The organism is Planktothrix agardhii (assembly GCF_904830935.1).
GTDB classification, from domain to species: Bacteria; Cyanobacteriota; Cyanobacteriia; order Cyanobacteriales; family Microcoleaceae; genus Planktothrix; species Planktothrix agardhii.
Genome location: NZ_LR882952.1, coordinates 1,186,953 through 1,212,624, shown reverse-complemented (window position 1 = coordinate 1,212,624; position 25,672 = coordinate 1,186,953). Strand labels below are relative to the sequence as shown.

Sequence of the window (25,672 nt, the reverse complement as noted above, 5' to 3'; positions counted from 1 at the left end):
TCCCCTAACCGATGGAAACCGTCGATGAATCAAAAAGATAGTCGGTTTCCACCAAATCCCAAGCTTTACCATCTAATGCCATTTGTTCAATTAAACTGGCTAGACGCAAGGCTTTTAAGGCTTGTTCTCCACCCACGGAGGGTTGATTTCCACCCCGAACACAACTGACAAAATGTTCCAATTCAGCGTGTAGGGGTTCAATATTACTGGTATGAACTTTTTGAATTAACCCATCTTGACGATAGAGAACTTGACCATAATCCGTAACATAATTAGCCGTGGTTTGCCGATGAATTAAAATTTCATTATTGAGAAAATCGGCTTCGGTTAAAGAATTTTTGCAATGGGCAACAATAGAACGCAATTTGCGATGGGTGACTTTACTGCTAATTAAATTTGCGATCACACCATTAGCAAAACCGAGGGTAGCGGTCACATAATCTAAATAGCCAGAGTCGGAAGCTCGGCTACCACTGGCGGTTAATTTAACAACAGGAGCCGCCACTAGATCTAACATTAAATCAATATCATGAATCATTAAATCCAAGACCACCGAAACATCATTGGCTCGGTTAGAATAGGGACTCATGCGACGGGCTTCTAATGCTAAAACTTCCTCCGTTTTTAAAACTTTACTAAATTCTTGAAAAGCGGGATTAAACCGTTCAATATGACCGACTTGTAAAATTCGCTGATAATCTGCGGCGGCGTTGACTAACAATTCTGCCTCACCAATACTCGCAGCAATAGGTTTTTCAATTAATACATGAACCCCGGCTTGTAAACAGGCCATCCCCACCGGATAGTGTAACCGAGTTGGAACTGCGATACAGACAGCATCTACTAGGGGCAAAAGGTCTCGATAATCTTCAAAAAACCTCACTCGATACTTACTCGCCGTATCAATTCCCCGTTCAACACTGAGATCGGAAACTCCCACGAGTTCCACGTCCTTGAGCATACTCAAAACCCGGGTATGATGCTGCCCCATATTACCCACACCGATCACACCAACTTGAATCGGGTCAAGGTAATTCCTTCCAGTCATAGCATTTGAATATCCAAGGGACATCCTATTTTGCACTCCTCTACTCTCCTCCACCACGGAAATTCAGCCCATTGGCTGTCCATCAGTAGTGTAAATCCATCCAGATACTATCACAGCCTTGGATTTTGTAAAGAAATTTTAATTAGAGGTTGGCAGTTGGGTTTTAGCCAGGAAGGACACACTCCCTGTGACCCCAATAACGCCCCGTTTTCGGTATTTTTGATTAATAGGTAATGGGTAATGGGCAATAGGTAATGAGTAATAGGTAATAGCAAGAGTTTACCTCCCTCTGTTCCCTCTGTTCCCTCTGTTCCCTCTGTTCCCTCTGTTCCCTCTGTTCCCTCTGTTCCCTCTGTTCCCTCTGTTCCCTCTGTTCCCCCTTTTCCCCCTGCTCCCAAGATTGTCTTTACTTATTGTTACAAAAAGATATTTTTCTCAAAATGGCATTTACTAAAGATCCCATTTATTTTATAATTGGTTTAGCTTTAATCCAAAATTAATACCTAACCCGTCCTTAATTGAGTCAAAGGTTAAGGAAATTTCAGCGATGAAATTAATAACAAGGTTAAGTGTAAATCATGAATTCACCCTGTAAAAAAACTAGGTATTCATCATGACAGTTAGCTCATCTACACCCAAAAGGGGGAGTACCCGAAAGCGAACCGGTGGAACAGCAAACTCAAATCAAGATAATAAAACTGAAGCTGATCAGATTAAAGTAGATCTTGTTGAAAACAAACCAACTACAGATATGAACCAAGAAACGAAATTAGATATTGTGGACAAACCTGCAAAAAAAGGCTCTGAAGCCAATACTGCATCCACCCAAATTCAAGTCGGTGCGATGACGACATTTATGAATCGCCCAATTGAACATAGCCATCTTGAAATTTCAGGAATGCTATCACCAAGACGTCCTATTTTTAAAGCGAATAGTGCTAGTAATGTAGCCTTTATTCATTTAGAAGATACGGTGGGAGCCTTAGCTAATCGCCCCATTGAAGTCAGTCATTTACAAATTACCTCAATGATCATGAACCGTCCCATTGCCAGCAATGATATTGATGATCCCATGACTTTGATGGGATTTTTGGATTAAACTTCCAATTGAATCATTTTTCATAAAAATCGGGTTTCTGAACCAATGCTTATGTTTTAATTCATGAGTTCAATAGCGGAAATCCGATTTATTTTATTTATTTGTTCTCGGCTATAATTTCTATCTTAGCGTAAAATGTTTGATTCCTTAAATGACCCTTCTGTGATTTTAATTTTGGCAATTCTTCATGGTGTTATCGGTACGATCGCAGCTTTTGTGGCTCGAGAAAAAGGACGCAGTTATCCCCGATGGTTAATCATTGGATTAATTGGCGGAACCCCAGCTTTAATTGTAGCATTATTATTAAAACCTAATCCTAATAATTCTTGATGGGATAATTGAATTAAGGACAGACAAAATGGATTATCAGACTTTATTTAATACAATTGAAAACTTGGTTTTGCAACATTCTCCCAGTGGGGTAGAATCGGAAATAAATCAATGGTTGTTAGAACGATTTTCTCAACTTGGGGTAGAGGTTTGGCGAGATCAGGCGGATAATATTATTGCCAAAATTCCTGGTAAAACTTCAGAAAGAGCTATCGCCATTACCGCCCATAAAGATGAAATTGGCATGATCGTCAAAACCATTGAAGAAAAGGGACGGGTTTCGGTTAGAAAATTAGGCGGGTCATTTCCTTGGGTTTATGGGGAAGGAGTGGTTGATTTATTAGGAGATCATCAAACTCTTAGCGGTATTTTGAGCTTTGGTTCTCGTCATATTTCCCATGAATCTACTCAAAAAGTTTACCAGGAAGAAAAAGCCTTGAAATGGGAAGATACTTGGATTGAAACCAAATGCACAACGGAAGAATTAGCAACCGCAGGAATTCGCCCAGGAACCAGGGTAGTTGTAGGAAAACATCGTAAAAAACCTATCCGAATTAAAGATTATATTGCTAGTTATACCCTCGATAATAAAGCGTCTCTGGCGATTTTATTGGCCTTAGCAGAAACCGTCAAACACCCGCCCATTGATATATATTTAGTGGCTTCGGCAAAGGAAGAAGTGGGAGCAATTGGGGCCCTATATTTTACCCAAAGACAAACCTTAGAGGCGTTAATTGCCTTGGAAATTTGCCCCCTTGCCCCGGAATATCCGATTGCAGGGGATGAAAAACCGGTGTTGCTGTCCCAGGATAGCTATGGTGTTTATGACGAAGGTTTGAACAGCCAATTACGACAGGCGGCGACCACCGCCGGAGTCCCGTTACAATTGACAATTCTTAGTGGTTTTGGAAGTGACGCTTCTATTGCCATGAAATTTGGCCATGTAGCCCGGGCGGCTTGCTTGGGTTTCCCGACTCAGAACACCCATGGCTATGAACTGGCCCATTTGGGAGCGATCGCTAATTGTATTAAAGTTCTACAAGCCTTCTGTGAAAAGGATTTCAGCCAAATTTAAAAAAGATCAAACTAATTTTGCTCAAAGGGTTGACACCGATAAAAATATAGGCTACATTAATAAAGGTGAAAGGCGAGTGACCAAAACTCAACCGAGAAAAAGTTAACCGCAAAACACCCTAAGCCCCCATCGTCTAGAGGCCTAGGACACCTCCCTTTCACGGAGGCGACAGGGATTCGAATTCCCTTGGGGGTACTAAATATAAAATAGAGCCTGGGATTATTTATTAGTCTCAGGTTTTATTTTTTGGCTTTGATTAAATAATCGATCAAACAATAGATCTGGCGACTGCTGTAACATTATTTCCCTGGGAAAAAGCGATCGCAGCCTCTTTTAAACGGGTCAAAGGAATCAAAATCCAACGAGAAGTTATTAAACCCACTAAAGTTGCGATCAGGAGAGCGACAATACTGAGTAAAATTGATAAATAAGTAACGAAATCACCTATGAAACTTACCGATTCTAGTCGTTTTCAATTCACAGAAGACTTAAATATTTGTCGCATTTTAAACGGAATGTGGCAAGTCTCTGGTGCCCATGGTCGGATTAATCCCACCGTTGCGCTCGAAAGTATGTTTAAATACCTAGACGCAGGATATACCACTTGGGATCTAGCTGATCATTATGGCCCGGCGGAGGATTTTATTGGGGAATTTAGGCGACAATTAATTTCCACCCGTGGACAGGAGGCTTTATCTCAGGTACAAGCCTTTACCAAATGGGTTCCCCGTCCGGGTAAAATGACAAAAGCCCTGGTGGAAAAAAATATTGATATTTCTCGCCAACGCATGGGAGTTGATTGTCTCGATTTACTACAATTTCATTGGTGGGATTATCGAGATCAAAGTTATTTAGATGCTTTAAATTATCTGGCGCAACTACAAACCGAAGGTAAAATCAAACATTTAGCATTAACCAATTTTGATACTCAACACTTAAAAATTATTGTTGAAAATGGGATTAAAATTGTATCCAATCAAGTGCAGTTTTCTTTAGTTGATCGCCGTCCTTTAGCTCAAATGACCGAATTTTGTCAAGGTCATAATATTAAGTTACTTCCCTATGGTGTTCTTTGTGGTGGTTTTTTATCGGAAAAATATCTGGGAAAACCTGAACCAAATGGCTTTAATTTAGAAACCGTTAGCTTGAAAAAATATAAAAATATGATCAATGCTTGGGGAGGATGGAATTTATTTCAAACTCTCTTAAAAACTTTAAATGCGATCGCCCAAAAACATCAAGTAACAATTCCTAATATTGCAGTTCGTTATATCCTAGAACAACCCACCGTTGCTGGAGCCATGGTGGGGACAAGATTAGGGCTTTCCGACCATATCAAAGATAATGCTAAAGTCTTTGAATTTAGTCTCGACTCCGAAGATTATCAAAATATTAATTCCGTTCTTTTTCAATCCCAAGATCTGATGCAAATAATTGGTGATTGCGGTGACGAATATAGATAAATCCCTTGATATTTTCCCCCACTAATCCCCCCTACGCCCCATAAAAAAGGGGGGATAGGATTAAAATTTAACGATTTTTTAACTCCTTAACCGCATTAACTAAGCGTTTAATATAAGGTTTAATTAGGGTTTGCTGTTCCGTTTGTAAGACATTAACCTGTTCAGAAAGCTGATCGATTTGTATTTGCATGGTTGCTGAATCCGTAATTGACTGATTTACAAATGCTTCTAAAGTTGCGTTTAAAGATTCTTGATCGTTTTTTTCAAAATTAAGTCCTGATGTCTCCATTGATGTTTTCAATTCATCAATTGTTTCTTGGATTAACTGAAAGCGGACATTCATAACTTCCCAATCATCTTGTCGCAGGGCATTTTTTTCTAACCCTTGAGTCACCCGTTGTAACTCCGTCAGGACATCCGTAATTGGATCAAGTTCGTTCGACTCCGAGGGTAGCAGTTGAATTTGTTGATGGAGCAATTCTACCACTGTCCTAACATCCGTAATCGCCGCATCCAGATATTGACGCATATCCTGTTCAAACCGTTGGCGATTTACCACATTTAAAATTAAGGCCAAAGTTAGGGGAGTCCCAGCAAATATAATCGGCTGATACCATGCAGCAACGAGTGTTCCCACTGCTGTCCCCGCAATAGAAACATACTCGGCTAACTTCCACCCATCGACAGGATGGGGCGACGGTTTTAATAATTCTTCTTCACTATTCTGCATGGTCGTGGCTGACTTACTACAATCTTAGAGTTATGCTAACTCAAATTCCACAATAATCCTTAAACTGGTGCAGAAATTCTGACCGAAACCTTAATATGGAGCTTGGCTTAATAAAACTTTAGTATCCAATTTTCAGAAATCGACACCAATACCTTTAAAATCAGGGAGAAAGCATTTTTTGGATCAATGACTACTCCAACCGAAATTCCTTCCCTTAATAGTTTGGACTATATTCCCTATCTGGATGAAAATGGCAAAATTCCCGAATCAATCCAAGGAAAAATCGGAGTTTATGCTATTTTTAATTCAGATAAAAATTTAAAATATGTAGGCTATTCTAGGGATATATATTTAAGTTTAAAACAACATTTTATTCGTCAAAATCAAGCCTGCTATTGGTTGAAGTTACAAACTATTGATCGGCCGAGTCGCACTATTTTAGAAGGGATTAAACAGGCTTGGATTGATGAAAATGGTTCAATTCCTCCCGGTAATGGGGAAGATGAATCTATCTGGAATGATCCAATTCAAGTGAAACCTTTGATGACTCCAGAAGAACAAGATCAGTATCAAAAAACCGATGAAATCGGTCAAGAAAAACTGTTAAAACAAATCGCCCGTCGTGTAGAAGAACAAATTTTTGCCGCACTAAAAGCCCGAGGATTACAAGAGGAAATTCGCTTTAATCCCAAATTAAAAACCAGTGGATTATTAGATTTAAAATAATTAATTTATTGGTTGTAGGGACGGGTTCTTTTAGATCTTTGTTAATTATCTAAATCTCGATGAACCCGCCAGTACCAGTCATCAGTTATCAGTTAAAGAGTTTACAGATCAAACTTATATTTTTCCCATTACCTATCACGAATTTAAGCAGATTACGCAGATTAACACAGATTAAAATCCGTGAAATCCTCTTAAATCCGTGATCCCCATTACCTATCACGATAAGGAACATGAATACATCCTAAATGAAAGGGTAAACAAAACTGGGATTCTAAATGTCCGAAGGAAAAATAGTGATTTAATCCCCATCCTAATATTAAACCCAGGGTAGATAATATAGATAAAATAATAAAAGAGTGCCAATCTTTAAAACGGGCAGTTTGTAACTCTAACCGAGCTAAAGCTGTCGCTGAAACCATTAATAAAATATTAATAGAAACCTTAATCCAGGTCAGCATAAATACACCCAGAATAGAGATAAACACAATCATTAAAAATGTGCCTAAATCCGTTCTGATTTTCTTTAAAACAAACGAATTTAATTGATTCAATGGCAGGGTAAAGAATAAATCAATTGACCAAATCAACATTAAAAATAGACCAGAAACCAAAGAATACCAACTCGACTCAAATAAAAACCAACCAAAATTCAGACAAGTCACGAGAAGTAATCCAAAGGAAAACCAAGTAATAATTGTAATTTGTTGTTGTGATTTCATTGAAAGATTAGGATAAAAAATAAATTTTTAGATGGGATTTCCCTTCAAAGATTAGTAGAAATTGCCTGAAGGGGACAGGCTGGAATACATTGTTCACAAACAATACACCGTGAGCGAGTAAACGTCAAATAAAAGGTTTCTGGATTCAGGGTCAAGGCATCCGTCGGACAAACTCCAGTACAGAGTCCACAATCCACACAACTTTGCTCATCAATGATAATCTCCCGTCCGACTAAAGAAACTCCAATATTTTGAGTTTGCATCCACTCAATAGCCGCCTCTAGTTCATCAATATCTCCTGATAATTCTACTACTAATTTTCCGACTTGATTCGGCGCAACTTGAGCGCGAATAATATTAGCAGCTACATTAAAATCCTTAGCCAATCTATAGGTAATCGGTATTTGAATAGAACGTTTGGGAAACGTCAAAGTCACTCGTTTTTTCATCTGATTAATCCTAAATTATTTTTGTCCCAGAGTCCATTTCAGGATAAGTTAGTATCGCACCACAGACTTTTATTCCTTTTATATTTCATTGACATTTCTATTTTACAACAATTTTCACAAGAACGTTAATCAATTTGGTTCAAAATTTTGTTAAACTAAAATCATCAATAATAATTATCATCTTTGACAATATCAATATGAACGAAAACCCATTACATTCAACCCCCTCAACCGAACCTTCCGATTTAGCCAAACGGATCAGAAACTTTTTAATTATTATCGCAGCTATAATTCTGAGTCTCTCGGTTTTCTTAGCAATTCGTAGCGAAGCCACTTCCACCTCCCTCCCTCAACTCGTGGAAGAATCAATTCCCCTAGATATTGCCTTGAATAATGGCAAACCGACCCTAATGGAATTTTATGCAAATTGGTGTACCAGTTGTCAAACCATGGCCCCAGAATTAAGCGAAATTAAACATAAATATTCGGAAAAACTCAATTTTGTGATGTTGAATGTCGATAATAGTAAATGGTTGCCAGAACTGCTAAAATATAGAGTCGATGGCATTCCTCATTTCGTTTATTTGAATCAAAAAGCCGAAACAATTGCCCAAACCATTGGCGAAATTCCTCGCCCGATTTTAGAAGCCAATTTAGAGTCTTTAATTGCAGAAAATCCCCTTCCCTATACCCAAGCCATCGGTCAAGTTTCGGCTTTTAATTCTCCCTTAAATATTGATCAACCTAGCAGTAGTGATCCCCGTTCCCATGGTGCTCAAGTTCAATAATTTATTTTCGATAAAAATTTGGAGTAGAGAGACGCGCCGTGGCACGTCTCTACGGATACCTTTGAGTGTGCAGCATCGGAATGAAAAAGGAATAACTTGATGAATATTGGATATAATCCCCACCTTCCCCGAATCTGTAATATGCCGTTGATTATCTTTTGTTGCGGTGTCGCCCGTGGGCCTTTTGCCCGTTGCCTTTTGCCCGTTGCCTTTTCCGGTGTTCCCTGAATTTTGGATAAAACTCAAATAGGATTGCCATATATTGGAATTAATGCTTGTAGGGATGATCCCCTTCTGGTAAAATTAGAAACAAAAGTTAGTATTAAATACTTAGCTTGCCTAAGTGCAAGGCCTTTTGTCAGTTGGGAGTCCGTTCACTACGACAAAGTTGAGGTTTACTCCACCTTCGGATCAGGTGAAGACTCAACGGTGCTGGCATTGGTCAAGGTTTTAATGCTTTAAATTCAATGATCTTAAGTTGTCAACAGTTTCTTTTAGGGTAGAGGAAGATGGGAAATAAGCCGGATCGCGTGGTTTTAATTGGTGTTGCTGGAGATTCTGGGTGCGGAAAATCAACATTTTTACGTCGGATAACAGACATCTTTGGAAAAGATTTTGTAACGGTTATCTGTTTAGATGATTACCATTGTTTAGATCGTAAGCAACGCAAAGAAACTGGAATTACTGCTCTTGATCCTAGAGCTAATAATTTCGATTTAATGTATCAGCAAGTTAACGCTCTTAAAAACGGTATATCCATTGATAAACCCATTTATAATCATGAAACTGGCGAGTTAGATCCCCCCGAACGAATCGAGCCCAATCATATTATTGTGATTGAAGGATTGCACCCGTTATATGACGAAAGAGTGCGATCGCTGCTTGATTTTAGTGTTTATCTGGATATCAGCGACGAAGTTAAAATTTCGTGGAAAATTCAGCGCGATATGGCGGAACGGGGACATCGTTATGAAGATGTTTTGGCGGCAATTAATGCTCGTCGTCCTGATTTTGAAGCCTATATTGACCCCCAAAAGCAATATGCGGATGTGGTGGTTCAAATTCTACCCACTAACTTGATTGCTGAAGACAAGGAACACAAAGTTCTGCGGGTGCGTTTGGTACAGAAAGAAGGTGTGGAAGGACTCGAACCCTCCTACTTATTTGATCAAGGATCAACGATTTACTGGATACCTTGCGGACGTAAACTCACCTGTTCCTATCCGGGTCTAAAAATGTATTACGGCCCCGATAATTACTACGGAAATGAAGTGTCTATCCTCGAAGTTGATGGTCAATTCGATAACCTCGATGAAATGATCTACGTCGAAGGACACTTAAGCAACCTGTCTACGAAATATTATGGAGAGATGACCCACCTCCTCCGCGAACGCCAAGAGTATCCCGGTTCCAATAATGGTAGCGGATTATTCCAGGTGTTAGTTGGTCTGAAAATGCGGGCGACCTACGAGCGCTTAGTTAGTGCTAACGAAAAAGTTGCCGCTGCGGTCTAATTTTTAGCGGTTAGCTGTTCAATTAAACTCAGGTAACGCGGGATCGGCTAATCTCGCGTTATTTTTTATGTTTTTGCCCGTTGTTGCGCTTAAGCGCACCTCATGAATAAATTATATATAGGGATAATTCATGAATTATCCCTATATATAACTGCTATACATTTAAACATTAGAGCGGTTTAAAAAATGTAAATCTAAAACTTTTTTAACGGAATTACTTAAGGTTTGAATTTGATTTTCTTCCAAGTTTTGAGCCGCATTGAATTCAGGTTCAGATCCCATTTCTGTCAATTTAGAATTAATTTGAGGGTTGACATCACAAAACTCAATAATAGCTTCCGATATAGATTCAATTCGATCAGAATTCGATTCTGTCTCTGAGTTATCCAAAACCGCTTCTAATCGGGTTAAATCATTTAAAACTTCCGCCGAAAATAGTTCGGGTTTTTGGGTCACAATTTCAGAAAAAAAGGTAATCATCTGTTGAGATTTCATAGCAATCATTATCCTGACTAAGATTGACAAAGATATTTTAATCCTAGAGTATCAAAAATTGCTCAAAAATGCCAATCATAAATTCCTCCGTTAGTCAAACCCGATCAGATTCAGACTTTCTTCCCCTAGCAAGATTGCCTATTTGCCATTTCTGGATTATGGAGCGTTTGCATAGGAAGCGATCGCTGCTATTTCTTTCTAACAACAAATACAACAACCTAGTTTTTGTAATAGGATAGCTTGTATTGACTGACTAATAAAGATTCTAGGGATTGACATCTCGGAGGGTGACAGAAGAAGCCTAATTGTTAATTCTGTTTTAAATTTCCACAATGTTGTTTTAAACAGGTTTCCAACAATTTAGCATCAAAAATAATCGGCAAAAAGTGAATGCTTTTAACTTCCCTAAAATAGAATAAAATTGGTACAGGAGTCCAGAAAATTTCCCAGTTTATCCAGTCTTGGTAAGGAAATCGACGCAGCAGTTTACCTGACCGATAAACGTCTAAATCCGTGGGGGTAAATTGTAGACGAATGAGGGCGGTTTGCACTAACAAAAATAGGGCAAAAATAGCGACTCCTAAACTCACCCATCTTTGAATTAAAAATAGGGGAAAAGCACTAATGAGCAGCACTATCGGAATTATATAATTCGGAGGTAACTCAACGATATTAGAAGTTTGGGTTGTGGGTGTTGTGGTCATTTGTTATTTTTGAGTCAAAAGCAGTTCAATCAATTTTACCAAAATTATCATCATTTTTATGGATAGTACGGTTATTATTAGGCAAATATCCTAAAAATTTATCAACCCTTGACCGAGCTTCCCATCCCTTGAAACATAATCCAAGATAGGAAGAAATCAATGATAAAAATAGATAATAGGGCGGTGACAACAGCCGTTGTCGTGGACTGACCCACACCTTTTGCTCCTCCGGTGGTAGTTAATCCCCAACTGGTTCCAATAATGGCAATGGTCGCCCCAAAAACTAAGCCTTTAACTAACCCACTACAAACATCCCAAACTTGTAGAAAATTCCGTACTGAATCTAAAAATACCGTTGAAGAAATATTGTACATAGTAGTAGAAATTAATAGACCCCCAGCTAATCCCGTAACTAAACAAATTACGGTTAAAATTGGTAACATCGAACAACAAGCAATTACCCTGGGAATTACTAAATAATCCACCGGGTCAGTTTTTAACATATAAAGAGCATCAATTTGTTCCGTGACCCGCATCGTGCCAATTTCCGCCGCAAAAGCCGAACAGACTCGCCCAGCGACAATTACGGCTGTTAATACCGGACTAAGTTCCCTGGCCAGGGACAGAGCCAGAACTCCCCCGACAATATTCACCGCACCCAAAGCGACAAATTCCCGTGCTACTTGAATTGTGAACACCATCCCCACAAAACTCGCCGTGAGCAGAGCAATCATCAAGGATTCCGGGCCAACTATGATCATTTGTTCCAAAGTATTACGACGGTGAATTTTGCCCTGGAGTAAATGCACTACCACCTGACCCGCCAATAACAGGGCGGCCATAAATCGCTGTAGCCAAAGTCCAAAGCTGGAAAGAGTTTTAGAATTGCTCAAGGGAATAACAACTGTATAAAGTTCAACCGATAACTAGAAATATACAAATCTTCAACAAGATTTATGAAGCCTAAATCTTAATTTTTTTTACTTTATATTTAAGATTTCTCACAGATTCGATAAAAACGAGCGATCGCTCCTATCTTAGAAGTTGATAGGCTAGATTTTCCCTGATCTCCAATCTAACTGAAGTCAACGGTACTGGCAAACAAGCTGAAGATAGCTGATCTCCTTTGGACAAATTTATGAGCATTTTGCCCCATTTCCTTCGTTCTTTGTTACTAGCAATTACCTTTAGTTTCATCGCCCCGCTATTATTCATTGCCGTGGGATTAATCACCTTTGTCCTGATGAGTCACCTCCCTATTATACAAAATTTAGGGACGTTAGGCTGTCACCAAATGCTCAAATTTCTTGCCACCTTTGGCAATGGACATCCCTTGCAAGGTTGTTTGGTTATTGCTCTAACCTTTAGTTTAGTGGGCGGGTTATTTGATACCTATGCTTGCTGTCAAAACCTCCGTAGCAATTAATATTGACAATTATTAATATTTTATCATAAAACTAGGCTGGAAAGATTAACATACGGATTCAATTCGTATATTAATAATAGTTGATAAATAAATATATATCTCAATAATTTATTGAAGAAATGATTAAGAAAAGAACAATCCCATTTTGAGAAAGTTATACTTGTTAAGTATATATACTCAAGAGTAATATAAACAGGTTCATCTGCTTGGAAAGACTCCTAGGAAGTCATATTTTTACCCAACCCTTTCACAAATAGGACTTAGAACTGTAAAAAGGAGCATAATTGTATGTCAACGGTTCAAGATTTAACCATTATTTCTCCTTGGAAAGCCGAACTCGTTAAAGATATTTTTCCCGGACAGTCTGACCTTTCCGCAGATCAGTTGACAAATTTTAACAATACCCTCTATTTCCAAGCTGATCAAACTGGATCTTGTTATTATTCCTATTCAGCCAAGGAACAGTTGTGGAAAAGTGATGGCACAGAAGCAGATACTAATTTAGTTAAAGATCAAGGTTTATCCTCTCACGGTTCTTCAGCCTTGAAAGTAGATAACAACACCCTATATTTTCAAGTCATCAATCTAGATCCTAGCACAATGACCTCAAGCTTGCAGTTGTGGAAAACTGATGGCACAGATACAGGAGTTCAGTTAGTTAAAGACTTGGGAAGTTACTGGAATATCAGGAATTTTACTCCCATTGAGAACAGCCTTTATTTTACTACAGTAGGCTCCTCCTATGATGAGAATCAGTTATGGAAAACAGATGGTACAGAAGCGGGAACAACCTTAGTTAAAGATTTCGGCCATACTATATCTAATTTCAGAGAAATTAACAACGTTTTGTATTTAGATGTTAATAACGACAAGAACGTTTTGCATATAGATCTTGCTACCATTAACCTTCCCTCTGCGTTTCAGTTGTGGAAAACCGATGGTACAGAAGCAGGAATAACCTTGGTTAAAGACTTTGGTGATTCAATATTTTGTGATACTTCTGAAAATAACACAGCCATTATCAATAATACCTTATACTTTGAAGTGAATAGTCAATATTCGCCAGAGGTTCCCGTAAATTATCAACTCTGGCAAAGTGATGGAACTAATACGGGAACAACTGTCGTTAAAGATTTTGGCAACATCAGAGATATTAATAAATTTTGGGGAGAAGTCAACAATACTTTTTACTTTTCAGTATCCGTCTCCCCCTCAGAAAATAACAATAAAACAACCTATGAATTATGGAAAAGTGATGGCACAAATGCCGGAACAACCTTAGTTCAAGACTTAGGAAATTATTCTCCAGATTACTTAACAACAGTAAACAATACCTTGTATTTTTTAGTTAATAAATATGACTCTCTTACCAAGACAGACAACAATCAGTTATGGAAAATAGATGGGACTGATGGCAATATTAGTTTAATCAAAGATGTGGGAGATTTATCAATTAAGGACTGGGAAACTATTGACAATAACTTGTATTTTCAAATATCAAAATACGACTATAATACCAATAATATATCAACGGCTCAATTATGGAAGACTGACGGTACAGATGTCGGGACAACATTAGTCAAAGATTTTCCTAATACCAGTTTCCCTATTAACAACGAAAAATTACAATCCATCAATAACATCCTTTATTTTCAATTAACTGATCCAACTTATGGTACAGAATTATGGATGAGTAATGGTACAGAAACAGGTACAATGATGGTAGCAGATATTAACCCAGGAAAAGGAAGTTCTAATCCTTCCATTCCCGTTGATGTGAATAATACACTTTATTTACTCGCTGATGATGGCATACATGGCAATGAATTATGGAAATTAACCCCGACCCAATTAGGAAGTGATGTTAAGAGTTTAGCCATGAGTAATCTCAAGTTAATGTCTGAAGTCAACAGCACTTATCAATTGCCAAATTTTTCTAATTCTAGCAATGGTTTCTAATTTTGTTCAAAATTCGTTTACCATTTTTAGAGGAACTCTTTTTTAATTAGGTTAAATTCTCTCCATGGCTGATATTGTTGATATTGCTGTAAGTGCGGGTTCATTTACAACCCTGGTAGCCGCTGTTCAAGCCGCAGGTTTAGTGGAAGCATTAAAAAGTCCTGGCCTTTTTACTGTGTTTGCACCCAATGACGAAGCGTTTGCAAAACTTCCCCCTGGAACAGTACAAACCTTAGTTCAAAATCCACCGCAGTTAGCTAGAATTCTAAAATTTCATGTTGTTTTGGGTAAACTAACAAAAGCCGATTTAGAAAAATTAGGTTCTGTTACTTCTTTGGAAGGTTCACCAATTCCGATTAACTGTTCCGATGGTTTTGAAGTTAAAAATGCCACGGTACTCGCTCCCGATATTGAAGCGGATAATGGCATTATTCATGTTATTGATACGGTGATTTTAATGGGTTAATTTGTAATCAATAATTCTCCTGTTCTCAGGAAAAATCACCCTAGGGTGGGTTATCCCAACTCTAGGGTGATTAATTTAACAAAAAAATCTCTATCCAGACTATTAATTATTAATCAAGGAGAACAAAATTTGAGTCAATTTAAAAAACGGACGGCGGTTGAATTATTTGCTGGAATTGGTGGTTTTCGTTTGGGGTTAGAAGCTAGTCAAATTCAAACGATTTGGGCTAATGATATCAATGAATTATGTGGTCAAGTTTATGAGAGTAATTTCGGTAAAAATTCAATTGTATTAGGAGATATTCAAACTATCAATATATCGGATATTCCTGACCATGATTTATTAACCGCAGGATTTCCCTGCCAACCTTTTAGTTCCGCAGGTAAAAAATTAGGAATTCGAGATCAAGTTCGCGGAACCCTATTTGAACGAATTATAGAAATTATAGATACTAAAAAACCACAGTATTTTTTACTAGAGAACGTCAAACGTATTTTAACGATGGAACAGGGACACCATTTTAAAGTAATTTTAAATGCTTTAGCATCTCTTAATTATTTAATTGAATGGCGAATTATTAGTCCGATTAATTTTGGTATTCCTCAAAACCGTGAGCGGATTTTTATTTTTGGAACTCGTTATAAATCGAATTTTAACCCTATCAGTTTAGAAGATAATTTAATCTTTTTAAATCAAAGTGAGACTGAATACTTAAATTTTGATTTAGAAAATATAGATAAATTTTTATCTCCCATTTTAGATTTAAAGATTAAAAACCATCCTTGGGGAATTGCTTATCAAAATAAAATGTATAGTCAATCCCTTCCCCTTTTTCCTAATATCTATCCCCCTATCCGATTAAAAGATATTCTTCAATATGAATCAGAAGTTGAGCCTCAATTTGATTTTACCACAGATACGTTAGAACGAATTAAAAACAGTAAAGCAGTCAATCGCTATTATAATGGCGTAGAAATTTTATATAATCAAGAGGGCGGTGCAAGGTTAGGGTATACTATTTTTGGTGTTAATGGAGTTGCTTCTACCCTGACTGCATCGACCTCAAGACATTATGAAAGATATCAAATTGGTAATAAATTTAGACGACTAACTCCAATAGAATATGCCCGTTTAATGGGATTTCCTGACAATTGGTGTCAAGCAGCTAAAACTTACGATCAATATGCTTTATTTGGAAATGCTGTTGTTCCTATTTGTATTCAATGGATTTGTCAGAGAATTGGTAAAAAAAATATAGCAATTCTCCCTCAAAAATATCAACAATTAACTTTATTTAATTATTCTTAGTGTCTTAAGCTGTTGTGCATTTAAACTGTATATTCCAGCGAGCGAGGACGCTCGCACTGCATAAGCTTCAAGATTTCTGCATGACCAATTTAGATGCTGAACAGCTTAGTGCCTTTGTGGTTTATTCAAAAATTCCCCATACATCATTTAGGAATCGAGGGTGTAGAAAATTTAATGTAATAAACATTAAACAACTAATCCTACACCCTACACCCAATTTAACGATAATCAGAGCTTTGAATATCTCTTAATCGTGCTTCAGGACGTTTAAACCGATCTAATTGACCTTCAAAAAATTGACGATTTGCCATCAAATGTTTAGGATTTTTATCATCTAAAGGATATAGTAAAGCTGTCCGCAACGCTTGAATTACCGCAGAAGTGACACAATACATTGACCGTTGGAAACTATTCGCCAACTGAATCAACATATCATCCTCACCTCGACAATGTTTTTGGTAATATTCGACTAAATAATTGGGCAAGAAATGTAACATATCTTGCATTAATAATGTCGGGGGAATTCCGGCTGTCCCAACGGGGAAAATATCAGCATAAAGAATGCCATAATGGAAGTCTTTTTGATCATTAGGAACTTGCTGGGCTTGAGCATTATAGGATTTAGTTCCTCGGAAGGGAGACGTCCGATAAAACACGGCTTCAACGTAGGGTAATGCCGCCTCATATAACCACATAAACCCCTTAGATTTGGGGATAATTTCATAACATTCCCCATCAATATAAACATGATGATAAATCGGGCGTCCTGCAATAGCAAAAATCCCATTAACCAGAAAATTCATTGCTTCAGGAACACTGCTAATTTTGCCTTCATCATAGAGATCACTCATTTCAAAAAACACAGGCGCCATCACTTCCCAGAATAGTCCTAAATTACTATAATAGGACATCATTTTGACCTGTTCTAAGAATAAATCAGGGAATAGTTTATATAATCCCATCATCATTGGATTTTTCTTAAAATAGGCTTTAATAGCTTTATCGGCATTAGTTTTATATTCATCGGTATCTAAATATGGATCAAATTGTCCTCCCATATCTCGATGCCAAAACATGGCTTGCATACAAGCTTCTGCAAATTCCATATTCACCCGATCATGCCATAAATGATGCAATAATTTTGGCATTTTTGTGGTTTCACCCTTTTCTATAAAGGCTAATAATTCCGGGTGTGCTGTTGCTTCTCCTCGCCAAACTCTTAAATCAGCATCATCGCCAGCATAATGATTATGCAAATCTAAATATTCTTGAGGAATGAAGTATTTTAAAAATGGTAAAGGATTTAAAAACACCTGTTCTGCAATATAAAGTAAATCCCGCCAATAGAAATCCATGGGTACTGCATAGGCTTTATAAATCCCGATAATTTGCATTAAGTTTCCTGGGGTATCGGGTAACATTGCTCCCCCGGCTTCTAAGCGGTGAATAATCTGGGAAAATTCATGGGTTGATGGGGGTAACTTTGTTTGAGATAAAGTTGCTGTTGTCATAATTTTTCCTGGTTTTAATTGTTGTTAAAAATTGGGATATAGGGCGGGTTTAGTTGGGTTGATAGTGGGTTCAGAAAGATTTATTTGAACCCGCCCCTACGGGTTTATTATTTAATAGCGATTTGGGTAGGAACCGATTGATTTAAGGCAATAACCATGGCTTGGGCGGTGGGTTCCATCCATCGAAATAACCAAGTAGGTTGTATACCGAGAATGAAAATAAACGCGGCTAAAATCAATGCGGGAGCTTGTTCTGAAAAGGTAACTTTGGGATAATAAGCTAATTTATTATCCAGTTTACCAAAACAAGTTCGGTTGAGGAGAATCACGAAATAAACAGCCGTTAAACCGGAGGCAATAATACACAATAAACTGTGAATTGGGAAGACCGAAAATGTGCCTTGAAAGACGGGAAACTCGGCGACAAATCCCACTAAACCAGGGATGCCAGCACTCGCCATTCCTGCCATAATTAATAAAGCACTGGTTAGGGGTAAACCGCGAACTGGGTTCATTAAACCATTGAGAATATTTAAGTCCCTGGTTCCGACTTTTTCTTCTACAATTCCGACTAATTGAAATAGAATGGCAAGGATTAAACCGTGGGCTACCATTTGAGCAATTGCCCCAATTAAACTTAATTCATTCGCAGCAGCAGCCGCCACTAAAATATAACCCATGTGGCCGATAGAACTATAGGCTACCATGCGTTTAATATCCTGTTGAGCAATAGCGGTTAAGGCTCCATATAACACACTAATTACCCCAATTGTTGCTAGGGTAGGACTAACAATATGCCAAGCTTCAGGAAACAGTTGTAAACCAAAACGAATTAAACCATAGGCTCCTAATTTTGCTAAAATTCCTCCTAATAAAATTGTCACGGGGGGAGAAGATTCGACATAGGCATCGGGTAACCAAGTATGCAGGGGAACTAGGGGAATTTTGATCCCAAATCCTAATAGTAAAACCGTGAGTAAAATTAACTGAGTCGTTAATTCAAAGTTCTGAGTTTGAATGGCAGAATAATCAAAACTTCCGGCATCACTTAACCACGCCATACCTAAAAATCCGGCTAGAATTAGAATCCCAGAAAGGGCGGTATAAATCAGAAATTTCATCCCTGCATAGGCACGTTTTTCGCTACCCCAGATGCTAATTAAAAGATAAATGGGGATTAATTCTAATTCATAGAATAAAACAAACAGGAGTAAGTTTTGAGATAAAAAGGCTCCAGCAATTGCCGCATTTACCAATAAAATCATGGCGTAATAGAGGCGAGGACGCTCCAAATTTTTGTGACTACTGGCAATGACAATAAAGGTTAAAACCCCGCTTAAACCGATTAAGGGAAAGGATAAACCATCTATTCCTAAACTATAGGATAGTCCTAATTGGGGAATCCAAGCTAAATATTCTTGCAATTGGAAATTAGGATTGGTTAAATCAAAATCAAAGCTGAGTTTTATTGTCCAAATTAAAATCACACCTGTGATTGCTAAAGCAATGGAACGAACTTGAGAAGCCGACAATTGTTTAGGTAAGAGTCCAATTAATAGAACTGCCAAAACTGGAATAATAATTAAAGCACTCAACATAAGTTTAGGTTGGGAAGAATAGGGATATTTAAGTTAACCAATGACTCAATTTTTTAGAAATTAGCAAGTTTATCAAAGTTTTAGATGATTTGTTTGATAAACTTGCTGAAGGTAGCTTTAAGCCACAACTTTTATCATTCCGGTTTCTAAGTTATAGTAGCCTCCTGCTATTTTTAATTTCCCGTCTTTAATTAATTGAGAAATAACTGGAGAAGCCTGTAAACGACTAATTCCTAATTTGACATTAGCAATAGTCGATTCTTCTAAAGTTTGATTAGGCTTGATCGCCGGTTTAATTGCATCTAAAATACTGGCAATTTGACCGGGAACTGCATTGCCAGCAATAGTGGCTTTGACCGCCCCGCAACTTTGATGCCCAATCACCATAAGGACTTTTGCCCCTAACACTAATGTTCCAAATTCAAGACTACCAATTTCTTCTGGAGTAGCAATATTTCCAGCATTTCTAACTACGAATAAATCTCCAAAACCTCGGTCAAAAATAATTTCCGCAGGCACACGGGAATCTGCACAACTGAGAATAGATGCAAAGGGGGCTTGTCCTTGGGCCACTTCTTGAACTCTGGTTATCGTTTGATTAGGACTTTTTCGTTTATTTTCGATAAACCGTTGGTTTCCTTCTAACAGTTGTTTTAAGGCTTCTTCGGGGGTAATATTGTTCTGGGCAACGGCGGGTTGAGGTTTGAACAAACTTACTTTTGTTCCTAGCCCGGCAGTTAAAGCCGCAGTTCCCGCTACTCCTGCACCAAATTTTAATAAATTCCGACGGGAGATGGTTAAGTTTTGTTGAGTTTTGTCCATGACTTTTTCACCTTGAGTTGATAGATAATTAATCCTTTGGATGGATTATAGAGGAAAATTGGGAAATCTTTTAAAACAAATTCAGCGTAAAAAATCCTAAAAGTAAAGTCACTCCCAAGATAATTGTCAAAGCATAAAACTGGGTTTGGCCAGAAACGTTGTATTTCAAACTTTGTCCACTAAAAATTGTGGCTATTCCCACTAGGTTGACAAATCCATCAACGATATAGCGGTCAATCCAATACATTGTATTAGAGATTAATCCGACTACAAAAATAATCGTGACTCGATACAGTTTTGCGGTGTAAAAATCGTAAGCAAAGAAGTCTTGTACTGCTTGAGATGGCAGTTTAACAGGTTTTTGCCAATTACTATTCCAATAAATCATAGCACTGAGTCCCCATCCTAAAACCGTCGAGGTGATTAATAAACCTGCAACTGTTAGATTAATAGTTTCCCATTCAGGTAATAAATTCCATTGTTTTAATAACAAAGGAATATGTAGACAAAATCCCGCTAAAATTGTCATAGGTAATACCATCGCCCATAACACTTCCGGGGAACGGGTAGTCATTTGTTTGGGTTTTCCGGTAAAAATCAACCCAAATTCACGGGTTAAACTAAAGACGGTTAAACCATTAACTAAAAACAGGCAAAGAGCAATGGCGGGTTGAGTGTTCCAGAGGGTTTGTGTTAACTCTAATATCGTCCAAAAACCGCCGAATGGAGGAACAGCAACTAATGAGATAATTCCGACTAAAAAACACAATCCCGATATCGTACGCCGTGACCATAAACCGCCATATTGGGTTAAATCTTGGGTGATATTATTACTAATAATTCCCCCGGTGGTCATAACTAATAATGCCATCGGTAAAGCATAGGTAAATAATAGTGAAAGAGCCGCTTGAGTTTGCCCGGTTCCAACGGCAATAAATGTGATGCCCATATAGGCACTGACGGAATAGGAAAGGGCGCGTTTTATATCAATTTGAGCAATAGCAATACAACTGGCTCCCACGGAAGTTGCTAACCCAATAAATACCATAGTTGACATTACTAAAGGAGACAAGGCTAAAACGGGCTGCATTTTAACTAACACCCAAGCTCCAGAGGCAACGACAACAGAACTGCGTAAAATCGTACTAGGAATGGGGCCTTCCATAGCTTCATCTAACCATAAATGCAGGGGAAATTGGGCACATTTCCCTAATGGCCCCGCCAGTAATGCTAACCCTAATAGGGTGGCAACTTGGGGGTCAATTTGGGCGGTTTGTGACCATTGGGCTAACTCCGTAAAATTCCAAGTTCCGGCGAGAGGAAATAGGGCGACTACTCCCATTAATAGGAATAAGTCTCCGACCCGTTTGGTTAAAAAGGCATCTCTAGCCCCGGTGACAACCAAGGGTTGGTTAAACCACAATCCTACCAATAAATAAGTTCCTAATGTGAGGATTTCCAGAATAATGTAACTGTAGAACAGGGAATTACACAGGACTAACCCACATAACCCGGCTTCAAATAGGGCTAATAGGGAATAAAAACGCGCCCAACCCCAATCCATCTCCATGTAACCGACGGCGTAAATTTTGGCTAGAAGATTTAAACCAGTAATTACTAAGGTGGCTCCAACGGTGACAACAGAGATTTCTAGGGGTATATCAAGATTGAGATCAACGATACTAAACCAAGGAATGATTAACTGTTGGGGAGGTTGACCCCAAATTTCTGTGAGGACGAATAGCTCATGTACAAAGGCGAATAGGGTGGTGATGATATTGACATATCCGGCTGGACGGGGGCCAGTGCGTCGAATAATAGACGGAAACCAGAGGGTAGATAACAAAGCTCCGATTAATGGGTAGCAGGGTATCCACCATAAGGTTTTTAGGAAAAAATCAGTCATTGGTGCGACCTATTGATTAGTTTGCAATAAAGATGAAGATGGAGAATTACCTTGGGGGAAAAACCTTAACCCAAGAGCCTTATTGTTTTTTGAAGTCGCTGGGACTTGAAAAAGCAACATAGATTTTTTACTGTTGAATGTAACTATACCATAGACATTAGTATATGAATAGATCTGGAGGTACATCAACATAACAGATGTATCTGATAAATATTATAAATTTTACTTATGTTTAAGTCCCTCCTCCCACCTTTCTTTAACACTTGATACTTTCTGACCCAATAAGAATATAATTCATGTCATAGCCAACTTTTAAAAAATCACTCCAATTGTAATATAAATTTATTTGATAACAAGCCAGTAAATCTACAATAGAGAAAGATTTAATTTTTAATAATTTGGATAAATTCTTTTAATATTTGTTCATAGCGATCGCCTGCAACTTCAATAACATCATTATGATCAGCCCCTGTCACCCAAAAAGACAATTTAGGAGTATTTACGGCGGCAAATAATCGTTGTCCGTGACTAAAAGGAATCACTTGATCAACTGTTCCATGAATCACTAAAACCGGAGCTTTAACTAAAGGAATTTTGCTCAGATTGGCAAACTTATCAAAAGGATATAAAGGAAGGTCTATTTTAACCCGAAAGGTGCTAATAAATGTACTTTCAAGGATTAACCCCGCCACGGGTTTACGAGATGCTAAATCCACCGATGGCCCACCACCGACTGAACGGCCATAAACAATAATCTGATTTGGGGAAATTTTTAACTGTTGTGTGAGATAATCATAGGCAGCATCAATCGCTTGATAAGCACCCTGTTCTGAAGGTTTACCCGTACTGATTCCATAGCCGGGATAATCATAGGAAAAAACCGCAAATCCCATCTGACGAAGTAATTCTAATACAATGCGAATATCTCCTAAATCTTCCGCATTGCCATGACTATAAAGAATAGTATATTTAGCTTTAGGATTTGGTAAATATAAGGCTGTGATATTTACACCCGGCTCTGTTTTCAGGGTTAGGAATTCTGGAGTCAGTTGATAGCTAGAAGGTTGAGGGATAAAAATTAAGCCTTCTGAATAGAAATATGCCCAAACCCCAACCGCTAAATACAAAATTATCAGAAAACGGATCATTCGTTTTACCGAAAAGTCACCAATAATAAAGCGTTTGATCAAAGTCTGGCGGTTGATCATGTTATTTACAAGGTAAAGCTGTTTTTATTCTAATTTTGTAGTTTAATAGATTTTGTGAACAATTAATCTAGTTAATACACTTTGAGGAATCAGCATGACATCCTATCCTGAAGACCTGAGATATTTAGATAGCCACGAATACGTCAGACTTGATGGTGAAATCGCCACCATTGGGATAACTGAGTTTGCTGTGAGTCAACTTGGAGATATTGTCTTTGTGGAATTACCAAATGTAGAGGATGAAATTGAGAAGGGAGAAAAGTTTGGAACAGTTGAGTCTGTGAAAGCCGTGGAAGAATTGATTTCACCGATAGGCGGTATAGTGATTGAATGTAATACTACCCTTGAAGATTCCCCTGAAATTCTATCAGATGATCCCTATGGAGATGGATGGTTAATCAAAGTTAAAATCACTGATTCTAGTGATTTAGATGATAGCTTATCCGCAGAACAATATCAAGCCTTAGTTTAAGGCGTTTAACAGAGGGTTTTGGGTTTTAGGTCTGTTCAAAGTCTTGATTAAAAAATATCTATGACCGATTTATCTATATCAGTTCCAGAAAATGTTACCTTTGAGCAAGGGATAGAAATTACTGAACTGTTGTTAAATACACTAGAAGAAAACTCGTTATTGGAGGCTGAAATTACACGGGTGATCACGGAGTTAGTTAAAACTCATAATGGGGCTAGGGGCTTTTTTGTGACTTATTTAACCGATGCTCGCCCCGGTTTTGATCAGCCCATGACTCCGATCCTTCAAGCCTTAGAAACCTCGCCGGAAATTGTGTCAGATTTACTGGTTAAAAATGTGGCGATGTCGGCGGCAATGGTCGTCTATCATCATCGACATAATAACTTAGAAATGCAGGAAAGTTCACAACAGGTTGTTCAACGTTCTTCTAATTTAATTCAACAGTTGAATTTTTCCCTTTTGCGATCGCGGCTTCAACAACTATTCAACAGTGTTCAAACCGGAGCAGGAAGCTATCAAGATTTCCTAGAACGTTGGAAATATGATTCAGAACAACTGGCGGCTATAGTCAAGATTTTAGAACGCTTATTATAGCAAGTCTAAATCCAAAAATAAGGAATAGTAATTAAACTCTACCTCTCCTTACTTTCGGAGAGGGGAGAATAATTTTTCAATCAATTAAAGTTACCAAAAATCATCTTATGAATTCTCATACCACGCTCAAAACCCTTGGCTGTTTAGGAGATGTTACCCTAGAAGCGGATCAAGTCCGTTTAAAAGGATGGGTAACTTCAATTCAAGGTGAACCCATAGAAGGATTTAAACTAATTATTGGTGGTCAAGAAATCACCCAATTCAAAATCGAAAAAAATCTGCCTAGTCCCGATGTTTATAAACTATTTCCCACCTTACCTAACGCCGACCAAGCTCGATTTTTAATTTATATTCCCATAGAAGTGATTGCACCGAATCAATTTAATACTTTAGTACAATTAATTCCTTTATTCAAGGGACAGGAAGGAGAAATTTTATTCAATTTATTAGAATCTAGTCTTCCGGTTCCCGATAAAGAAGATCGGGTAGGAGTGGGAGGAAGTTTTAAATTTGTCGCCTGTGATTTTCTGGGTCATTTTGTTAATAAAGCCCAATTAAAACCCCACGAATCTATTTTAGATGCCGGATGTGGCGTGGGTCGCATGGCCTATTCCCTCGCCTATTATTTAGATGATACCGCCCATTACGAAGGGTTTGATATTGTTGAAAAATGGATTAACTGGAATCAATCTGTTATTCATGAACATCGACCTAATTTTAACTTTCAATGGGCGAATATTTATAATAAACGCTATAATACAGAAGGAACAATTAAAGTAGAAAACTATGATTTTCCCTATGCCGATGAACAATTTGATTTTGTTTTCTTAACTTCCGTATTTACCCATTTATATGCCAATGCAGTTCAAAATTATCTCAAAGAAGTTTATCGAGTTCTCAAACCAGGAGGACGGTGTTTATGTACATTCTTTTTGTTAAATGAAGAATCAGAAGCTCTAATTAAAGCCGGAAAAAGTTCTCAAAATTTAATCCATGAATTTGAAGACTCATTTTTCTCAAATTTAGAAATTCCCGAAAGTGATATGGGTCATCGAGAAGTATCAGTAACACAGTGGATTGAAGCATTAGGTTTTACAGTTTCCGCCAAATATTATGGGTTATGGTGTGGACGAACTCCCGCCACTAACTACCAGGATATCTTAATCTTAAAAAAACCGTAGTAAGCCCTTCATGGCTGTCTTTATTAATTAATTAATCATCCCAATCCTTCATGAATAATATTAAATAAACGGCTTAATTCT

At 37.9% G+C, this 25,672-nt stretch carries 27 protein-coding genes and 1 tRNA gene; 16 read left to right on the top strand and 12 right to left on the bottom strand.

Annotated elements, in window-relative coordinates; genetic code table 11:
- Positions 1-4: 4 nt before the first annotated feature.
- Complete coding sequence (locus tag NMG88_RS05675; RefSeq protein WP_026786363.1) at positions 5-1,072, bottom strand: Gfo/Idh/MocA family protein; 1,068 nt, start codon at positions 1,070-1,072, stop codon at positions 5-7.
- Positions 1,073-1,661: 589 nt separating this feature from the next.
- Here NMG88_RS05675 and NMG88_RS05670 point away from each other — a divergent pair.
- The 5 genes from NMG88_RS05670 (at position 1,662) to NMG88_RS05650 (ending at position 5,015) form a co-directional block, all read left to right on the top strand.
- Complete coding sequence (locus tag NMG88_RS05670) at positions 1,662-2,147, top strand: hypothetical protein (RefSeq protein ID WP_026786364.1); 486 nt, start codon at positions 1,662-1,664, stop codon at positions 2,145-2,147.
- A 135-nt stretch (positions 2,148-2,282) separates the two neighbouring features.
- Positions 2,283-2,477 carry a hypothetical protein gene (locus tag NMG88_RS05665; RefSeq protein WP_026786365.1) on the top strand — a complete coding sequence of 65 codons (195 nt, stop codon included), beginning with the start codon at positions 2,283-2,285 and terminating at the stop codon, positions 2,475-2,477.
- A 28-nt stretch (positions 2,478-2,505) separates the two neighbouring features.
- Positions 2,506-3,552: a M42 family metallopeptidase gene (locus tag NMG88_RS05660; RefSeq protein WP_042152560.1), complete on the top strand. Its 1,047-nt coding sequence runs from the start codon at positions 2,506-2,508 to the stop codon at positions 3,550-3,552.
- Between the two features lie 122 nt (positions 3,553-3,674).
- Positions 3,675-3,747 (top strand) — tRNA-Glu (locus tag NMG88_RS05655).
- A gap of 251 nt (positions 3,748-3,998) precedes the next feature.
- The gene (locus tag NMG88_RS05650; RefSeq protein WP_026786367.1) at positions 3,999-5,015 is read left to right on the top strand and encodes an aldo/keto reductase; all 1,017 of its coding nucleotides are present in this window, start codon (positions 3,999-4,001) and stop codon (positions 5,013-5,015) included.
- Positions 5,016-5,082: 67 nt separating this feature from the next.
- Here NMG88_RS05650 and NMG88_RS05645 read toward each other — a convergent pair whose 3' ends face one another.
- Positions 5,083-5,745, bottom strand: coding sequence for a hypothetical protein (locus NMG88_RS05645; protein ID WP_254035199.1), 663 nt, complete (start codon positions 5,743-5,745; stop codon positions 5,083-5,085).
- Positions 5,746-5,931: 186 nt separating this feature from the next.
- Here NMG88_RS05645 and NMG88_RS05640 point away from each other — a divergent pair, with 186 nt between their 5' ends.
- On the top strand, positions 5,932-6,471 hold the full coding sequence (locus tag NMG88_RS05640; protein ID WP_042152550.1) for a GIY-YIG nuclease family protein: 540 nt from the start codon (positions 5,932-5,934) through the stop codon (positions 6,469-6,471).
- 209 nt (positions 6,472-6,680) lie between these two features.
- On the opposite strand, the gene NMG88_RS05635 is transcribed toward NMG88_RS05640, so the two are convergent.
- Both NMG88_RS05635 and NMG88_RS05630 read right to left on the bottom strand, forming a co-directional pair.
- Positions 6,681-7,190, bottom strand: coding sequence for a hypothetical protein (locus NMG88_RS05635; protein ID WP_052369374.1), 510 nt, complete (start codon positions 7,188-7,190; stop codon positions 6,681-6,683).
- 44 nt (positions 7,191-7,234) lie between these two features.
- On the bottom strand, positions 7,235-7,639 hold the full coding sequence (locus NMG88_RS05630) for an NIL domain-containing protein (protein WP_026786370.1): 405 nt from the start codon (positions 7,637-7,639) through the stop codon (positions 7,235-7,237).
- A gap of 197 nt (positions 7,640-7,836) precedes the next feature.
- On the opposite strand from NMG88_RS05630, the gene NMG88_RS05625 reads away from it, so the two are divergent.
- The 3 genes from NMG88_RS05625 (at position 7,837) to NMG88_RS05615 (ending at position 9,941) form a co-directional block, all read left to right on the top strand.
- Positions 7,837-8,427, top strand: coding sequence for a thioredoxin family protein (locus tag NMG88_RS05625; protein WP_042152548.1), 591 nt, complete (start codon positions 7,837-7,839; stop codon positions 8,425-8,427).
- Positions 8,428-8,658: 231 nt separating this feature from the next.
- A complete protein-coding gene (locus tag NMG88_RS05620) occupies positions 8,659-8,889 on the top strand; it encodes a hypothetical protein (RefSeq protein ID WP_227350233.1) in 231 nt (76 codons plus the stop codon).
- 47 nt (positions 8,890-8,936) lie between these two features.
- A complete protein-coding gene (locus NMG88_RS05615) occupies positions 8,937-9,941 on the top strand; it encodes a phosphoribulokinase (RefSeq protein ID WP_042152545.1) in 1,005 nt (334 codons plus the stop codon).
- 162 nt (positions 9,942-10,103) lie between these two features.
- On the opposite strand, the gene NMG88_RS05610 is transcribed toward NMG88_RS05615, so the two are convergent.
- The 3 genes from NMG88_RS05610 to NMG88_RS05600 form a co-directional block, all read right to left on the bottom strand.
- The gene (locus tag NMG88_RS05610) at positions 10,104-10,436 is read right to left on the bottom strand and encodes a hypothetical protein (RefSeq protein WP_227350232.1); all 333 of its coding nucleotides are present in this window, start codon (positions 10,434-10,436) and stop codon (positions 10,104-10,106) included.
- 308 nt (positions 10,437-10,744) lie between these two features.
- Positions 10,745-11,140 carry a DUF3119 family protein gene (locus NMG88_RS05605; protein ID WP_026786379.1) on the bottom strand — a complete coding sequence of 132 codons (396 nt, stop codon included), beginning with the start codon at positions 11,138-11,140 and terminating at the stop codon, positions 10,745-10,747.
- Positions 11,141-11,241: 101 nt separating this feature from the next.
- Positions 11,242-12,033: an MlaE family lipid ABC transporter permease subunit gene (locus NMG88_RS05600; protein WP_254035198.1), complete on the bottom strand. Its 792-nt coding sequence runs from the start codon at positions 12,031-12,033 to the stop codon at positions 11,242-11,244.
- Between the two features lie 245 nt (positions 12,034-12,278).
- On the opposite strand from NMG88_RS05600, the gene NMG88_RS05595 reads away from it, so the two are divergent.
- From NMG88_RS05595 to NMG88_RS05580, 4 genes are all read left to right on the top strand, one after another.
- Complete coding sequence (locus NMG88_RS05595; RefSeq protein WP_042152536.1) at positions 12,279-12,566, top strand: hypothetical protein; 288 nt, start codon at positions 12,279-12,281, stop codon at positions 12,564-12,566.
- A gap of 288 nt (positions 12,567-12,854) precedes the next feature.
- Positions 12,855-14,525, top strand: a complete 1,671-nt coding sequence (locus NMG88_RS05590; protein ID WP_254035197.1) for an ELWxxDGT repeat protein — start codon at positions 12,855-12,857, stop codon at positions 14,523-14,525.
- A gap of 64 nt (positions 14,526-14,589) precedes the next feature.
- Positions 14,590-14,991, top strand: coding sequence for a fasciclin domain-containing protein (locus tag NMG88_RS05585; RefSeq protein WP_235751148.1), 402 nt, complete (start codon positions 14,590-14,592; stop codon positions 14,989-14,991).
- Between the two features lie 129 nt (positions 14,992-15,120).
- Positions 15,121-16,299, top strand: a complete 1,179-nt coding sequence (locus NMG88_RS05580) for a DNA cytosine methyltransferase (RefSeq protein ID WP_254035196.1) — start codon at positions 15,121-15,123, stop codon at positions 16,297-16,299.
- A 218-nt stretch (positions 16,300-16,517) separates the two neighbouring features.
- On the opposite strand, the gene NMG88_RS05575 is transcribed toward NMG88_RS05580, so the two are convergent.
- The 5 genes from NMG88_RS05575 to NMG88_RS05555 all read right to left on the bottom strand — a co-directional run bounded on the left by NMG88_RS05575 (position 16,518) and on the right by NMG88_RS05555 (position 23,344).
- Positions 16,518-17,810 (bottom strand): CO2 hydration protein, encoded by a 1,293-nt coding sequence (locus NMG88_RS05575; protein WP_254035195.1) that lies wholly within the window; start codon positions 17,808-17,810, stop codon positions 16,518-16,520.
- Between the two features lie 107 nt (positions 17,811-17,917).
- A complete protein-coding gene (locus tag NMG88_RS05570) occupies positions 17,918-19,408 on the bottom strand; it encodes an NADH-quinone oxidoreductase subunit M (RefSeq protein WP_227366156.1) in 1,491 nt (496 codons plus the stop codon).
- Between the two features lie 117 nt (positions 19,409-19,525).
- Complete coding sequence (locus tag NMG88_RS05565; RefSeq protein WP_227381813.1) at positions 19,526-20,230, bottom strand: carbonic anhydrase; 705 nt, start codon at positions 20,228-20,230, stop codon at positions 19,526-19,528.
- 70 nt (positions 20,231-20,300) lie between these two features.
- Positions 20,301-22,136 carry an NAD(P)H-quinone oxidoreductase subunit F gene (locus NMG88_RS05560; RefSeq protein WP_042152522.1) on the bottom strand — a complete coding sequence of 612 codons (1,836 nt, stop codon included), beginning with the start codon at positions 22,134-22,136 and terminating at the stop codon, positions 20,301-20,303.
- A gap of 383 nt (positions 22,137-22,519) precedes the next feature.
- Positions 22,520-23,344, bottom strand: a complete 825-nt coding sequence (locus tag NMG88_RS05555; RefSeq protein ID WP_235751144.1) for an alpha/beta hydrolase — start codon at positions 23,342-23,344, stop codon at positions 22,520-22,522.
- A 94-nt stretch (positions 23,345-23,438) separates the two neighbouring features.
- Between NMG88_RS05555 and gcvH the strand changes: the two genes are divergently transcribed.
- From gcvH to NMG88_RS05540, 3 genes are all read left to right on the top strand, one after another.
- Positions 23,439-23,816: a glycine cleavage system protein GcvH gene (gene gcvH / locus NMG88_RS05550; RefSeq protein ID WP_026786395.1), complete on the top strand. Its 378-nt coding sequence runs from the start codon at positions 23,439-23,441 to the stop codon at positions 23,814-23,816.
- A gap of 60 nt (positions 23,817-23,876) precedes the next feature.
- Positions 23,877-24,410: a hypothetical protein gene (locus NMG88_RS05545; RefSeq protein WP_042152515.1), complete on the top strand. Its 534-nt coding sequence runs from the start codon at positions 23,877-23,879 to the stop codon at positions 24,408-24,410.
- Positions 24,411-24,517: 107 nt separating this feature from the next.
- Complete coding sequence (locus NMG88_RS05540) at positions 24,518-25,591, top strand: class I SAM-dependent methyltransferase (RefSeq protein WP_042152512.1); 1,074 nt, start codon at positions 24,518-24,520, stop codon at positions 25,589-25,591.
- The last annotated feature ends 81 nt before the right edge of the window (positions 25,592-25,672 follow it).

Bases quoted from the DNA above. Each gene is read 5' to 3' on its own strand.
- NMG88_RS05675 (WP_026786363.1), bottom strand. From the start codon at position 1,072: ATGTCCCTTGGATATTCAAATGCTATGACTGGAAGGAATTACCTTGAC.
- NMG88_RS05670 (WP_026786364.1), top strand. From the start codon at position 1,662: ATGACAGTTAGCTCATCTACACCCAAAAGGGGGAGTACCCGAAAGCGA.
- NMG88_RS05665 (WP_026786365.1), top strand. From the start codon at position 2,283: ATGTTTGATTCCTTAAATGACCCTTCTGTGATTTTAATTTTGGCAATT.
- NMG88_RS05660 (WP_042152560.1), top strand. From the start codon at position 2,506: ATGGATTATCAGACTTTATTTAATACAATTGAAAACTTGGTTTTGCAA.
- NMG88_RS05650 (WP_026786367.1), top strand. From the start codon at position 3,999: ATGAAACTTACCGATTCTAGTCGTTTTCAATTCACAGAAGACTTAAAT.
- NMG88_RS05645 (WP_254035199.1), bottom strand. From the start codon at position 5,745: ATGCAGAATAGTGAAGAAGAATTATTAAAACCGTCGCCCCATCCTGTC.
- NMG88_RS05640 (WP_042152550.1), top strand. From the start codon at position 5,932: ATGACTACTCCAACCGAAATTCCTTCCCTTAATAGTTTGGACTATATT.
- NMG88_RS05635 (WP_052369374.1), bottom strand. From the start codon at position 7,190: ATGAAATCACAACAACAAATTACAATTATTACTTGGTTTTCCTTTGGA.
- NMG88_RS05630 (WP_026786370.1), bottom strand. From the start codon at position 7,639: ATGAAAAAACGAGTGACTTTGACGTTTCCCAAACGTTCTATTCAAATA.
- NMG88_RS05625 (WP_042152548.1), top strand. From the start codon at position 7,837: ATGAACGAAAACCCATTACATTCAACCCCCTCAACCGAACCTTCCGAT.
- NMG88_RS05615 (WP_042152545.1), top strand. From the start codon at position 8,937: ATGGGAAATAAGCCGGATCGCGTGGTTTTAATTGGTGTTGCTGGAGAT.
- NMG88_RS05610 (WP_227350232.1), bottom strand. From the start codon at position 10,436: ATGAAATCTCAACAGATGATTACCTTTTTTTCTGAAATTGTGACCCAA.
- NMG88_RS05605 (WP_026786379.1), bottom strand. From the start codon at position 11,140: ATGACCACAACACCCACAACCCAAACTTCTAATATCGTTGAGTTACCT.
- NMG88_RS05595 (WP_042152536.1), top strand. From the start codon at position 12,279: ATGAGCATTTTGCCCCATTTCCTTCGTTCTTTGTTACTAGCAATTACC.
- NMG88_RS05590 (WP_254035197.1), top strand. From the start codon at position 12,855: ATGTCAACGGTTCAAGATTTAACCATTATTTCTCCTTGGAAAGCCGAA.
- NMG88_RS05585 (WP_235751148.1), top strand. From the start codon at position 14,590: ATGGCTGATATTGTTGATATTGCTGTAAGTGCGGGTTCATTTACAACC.
- NMG88_RS05575 (WP_254035195.1), bottom strand. From the start codon at position 17,810: ATGACAACAGCAACTTTATCTCAAACAAAGTTACCCCCATCAACCCAT.
- NMG88_RS05570 (WP_227366156.1), bottom strand. From the start codon at position 19,408: ATGTTGAGTGCTTTAATTATTATTCCAGTTTTGGCAGTTCTATTAATT.
- NMG88_RS05565 (WP_227381813.1), bottom strand. From the start codon at position 20,230: ATGGACAAAACTCAACAAAACTTAACCATCTCCCGTCGGAATTTATTA.
- NMG88_RS05560 (WP_042152522.1), bottom strand. From the start codon at position 22,136: ATGACTGATTTTTTCCTAAAAACCTTATGGTGGATACCCTGCTACCCA.
- NMG88_RS05555 (WP_235751144.1), bottom strand. From the start codon at position 23,344: ATGATCAACCGCCAGACTTTGATCAAACGCTTTATTATTGGTGACTTT.
- gcvH (WP_026786395.1), top strand. From the start codon at position 23,439: ATGACATCCTATCCTGAAGACCTGAGATATTTAGATAGCCACGAATAC.
- NMG88_RS05545 (WP_042152515.1), top strand. From the start codon at position 23,877: ATGACCGATTTATCTATATCAGTTCCAGAAAATGTTACCTTTGAGCAA.
- NMG88_RS05540 (WP_042152512.1), top strand. From the start codon at position 24,518: ATGAATTCTCATACCACGCTCAAAACCCTTGGCTGTTTAGGAGATGTT.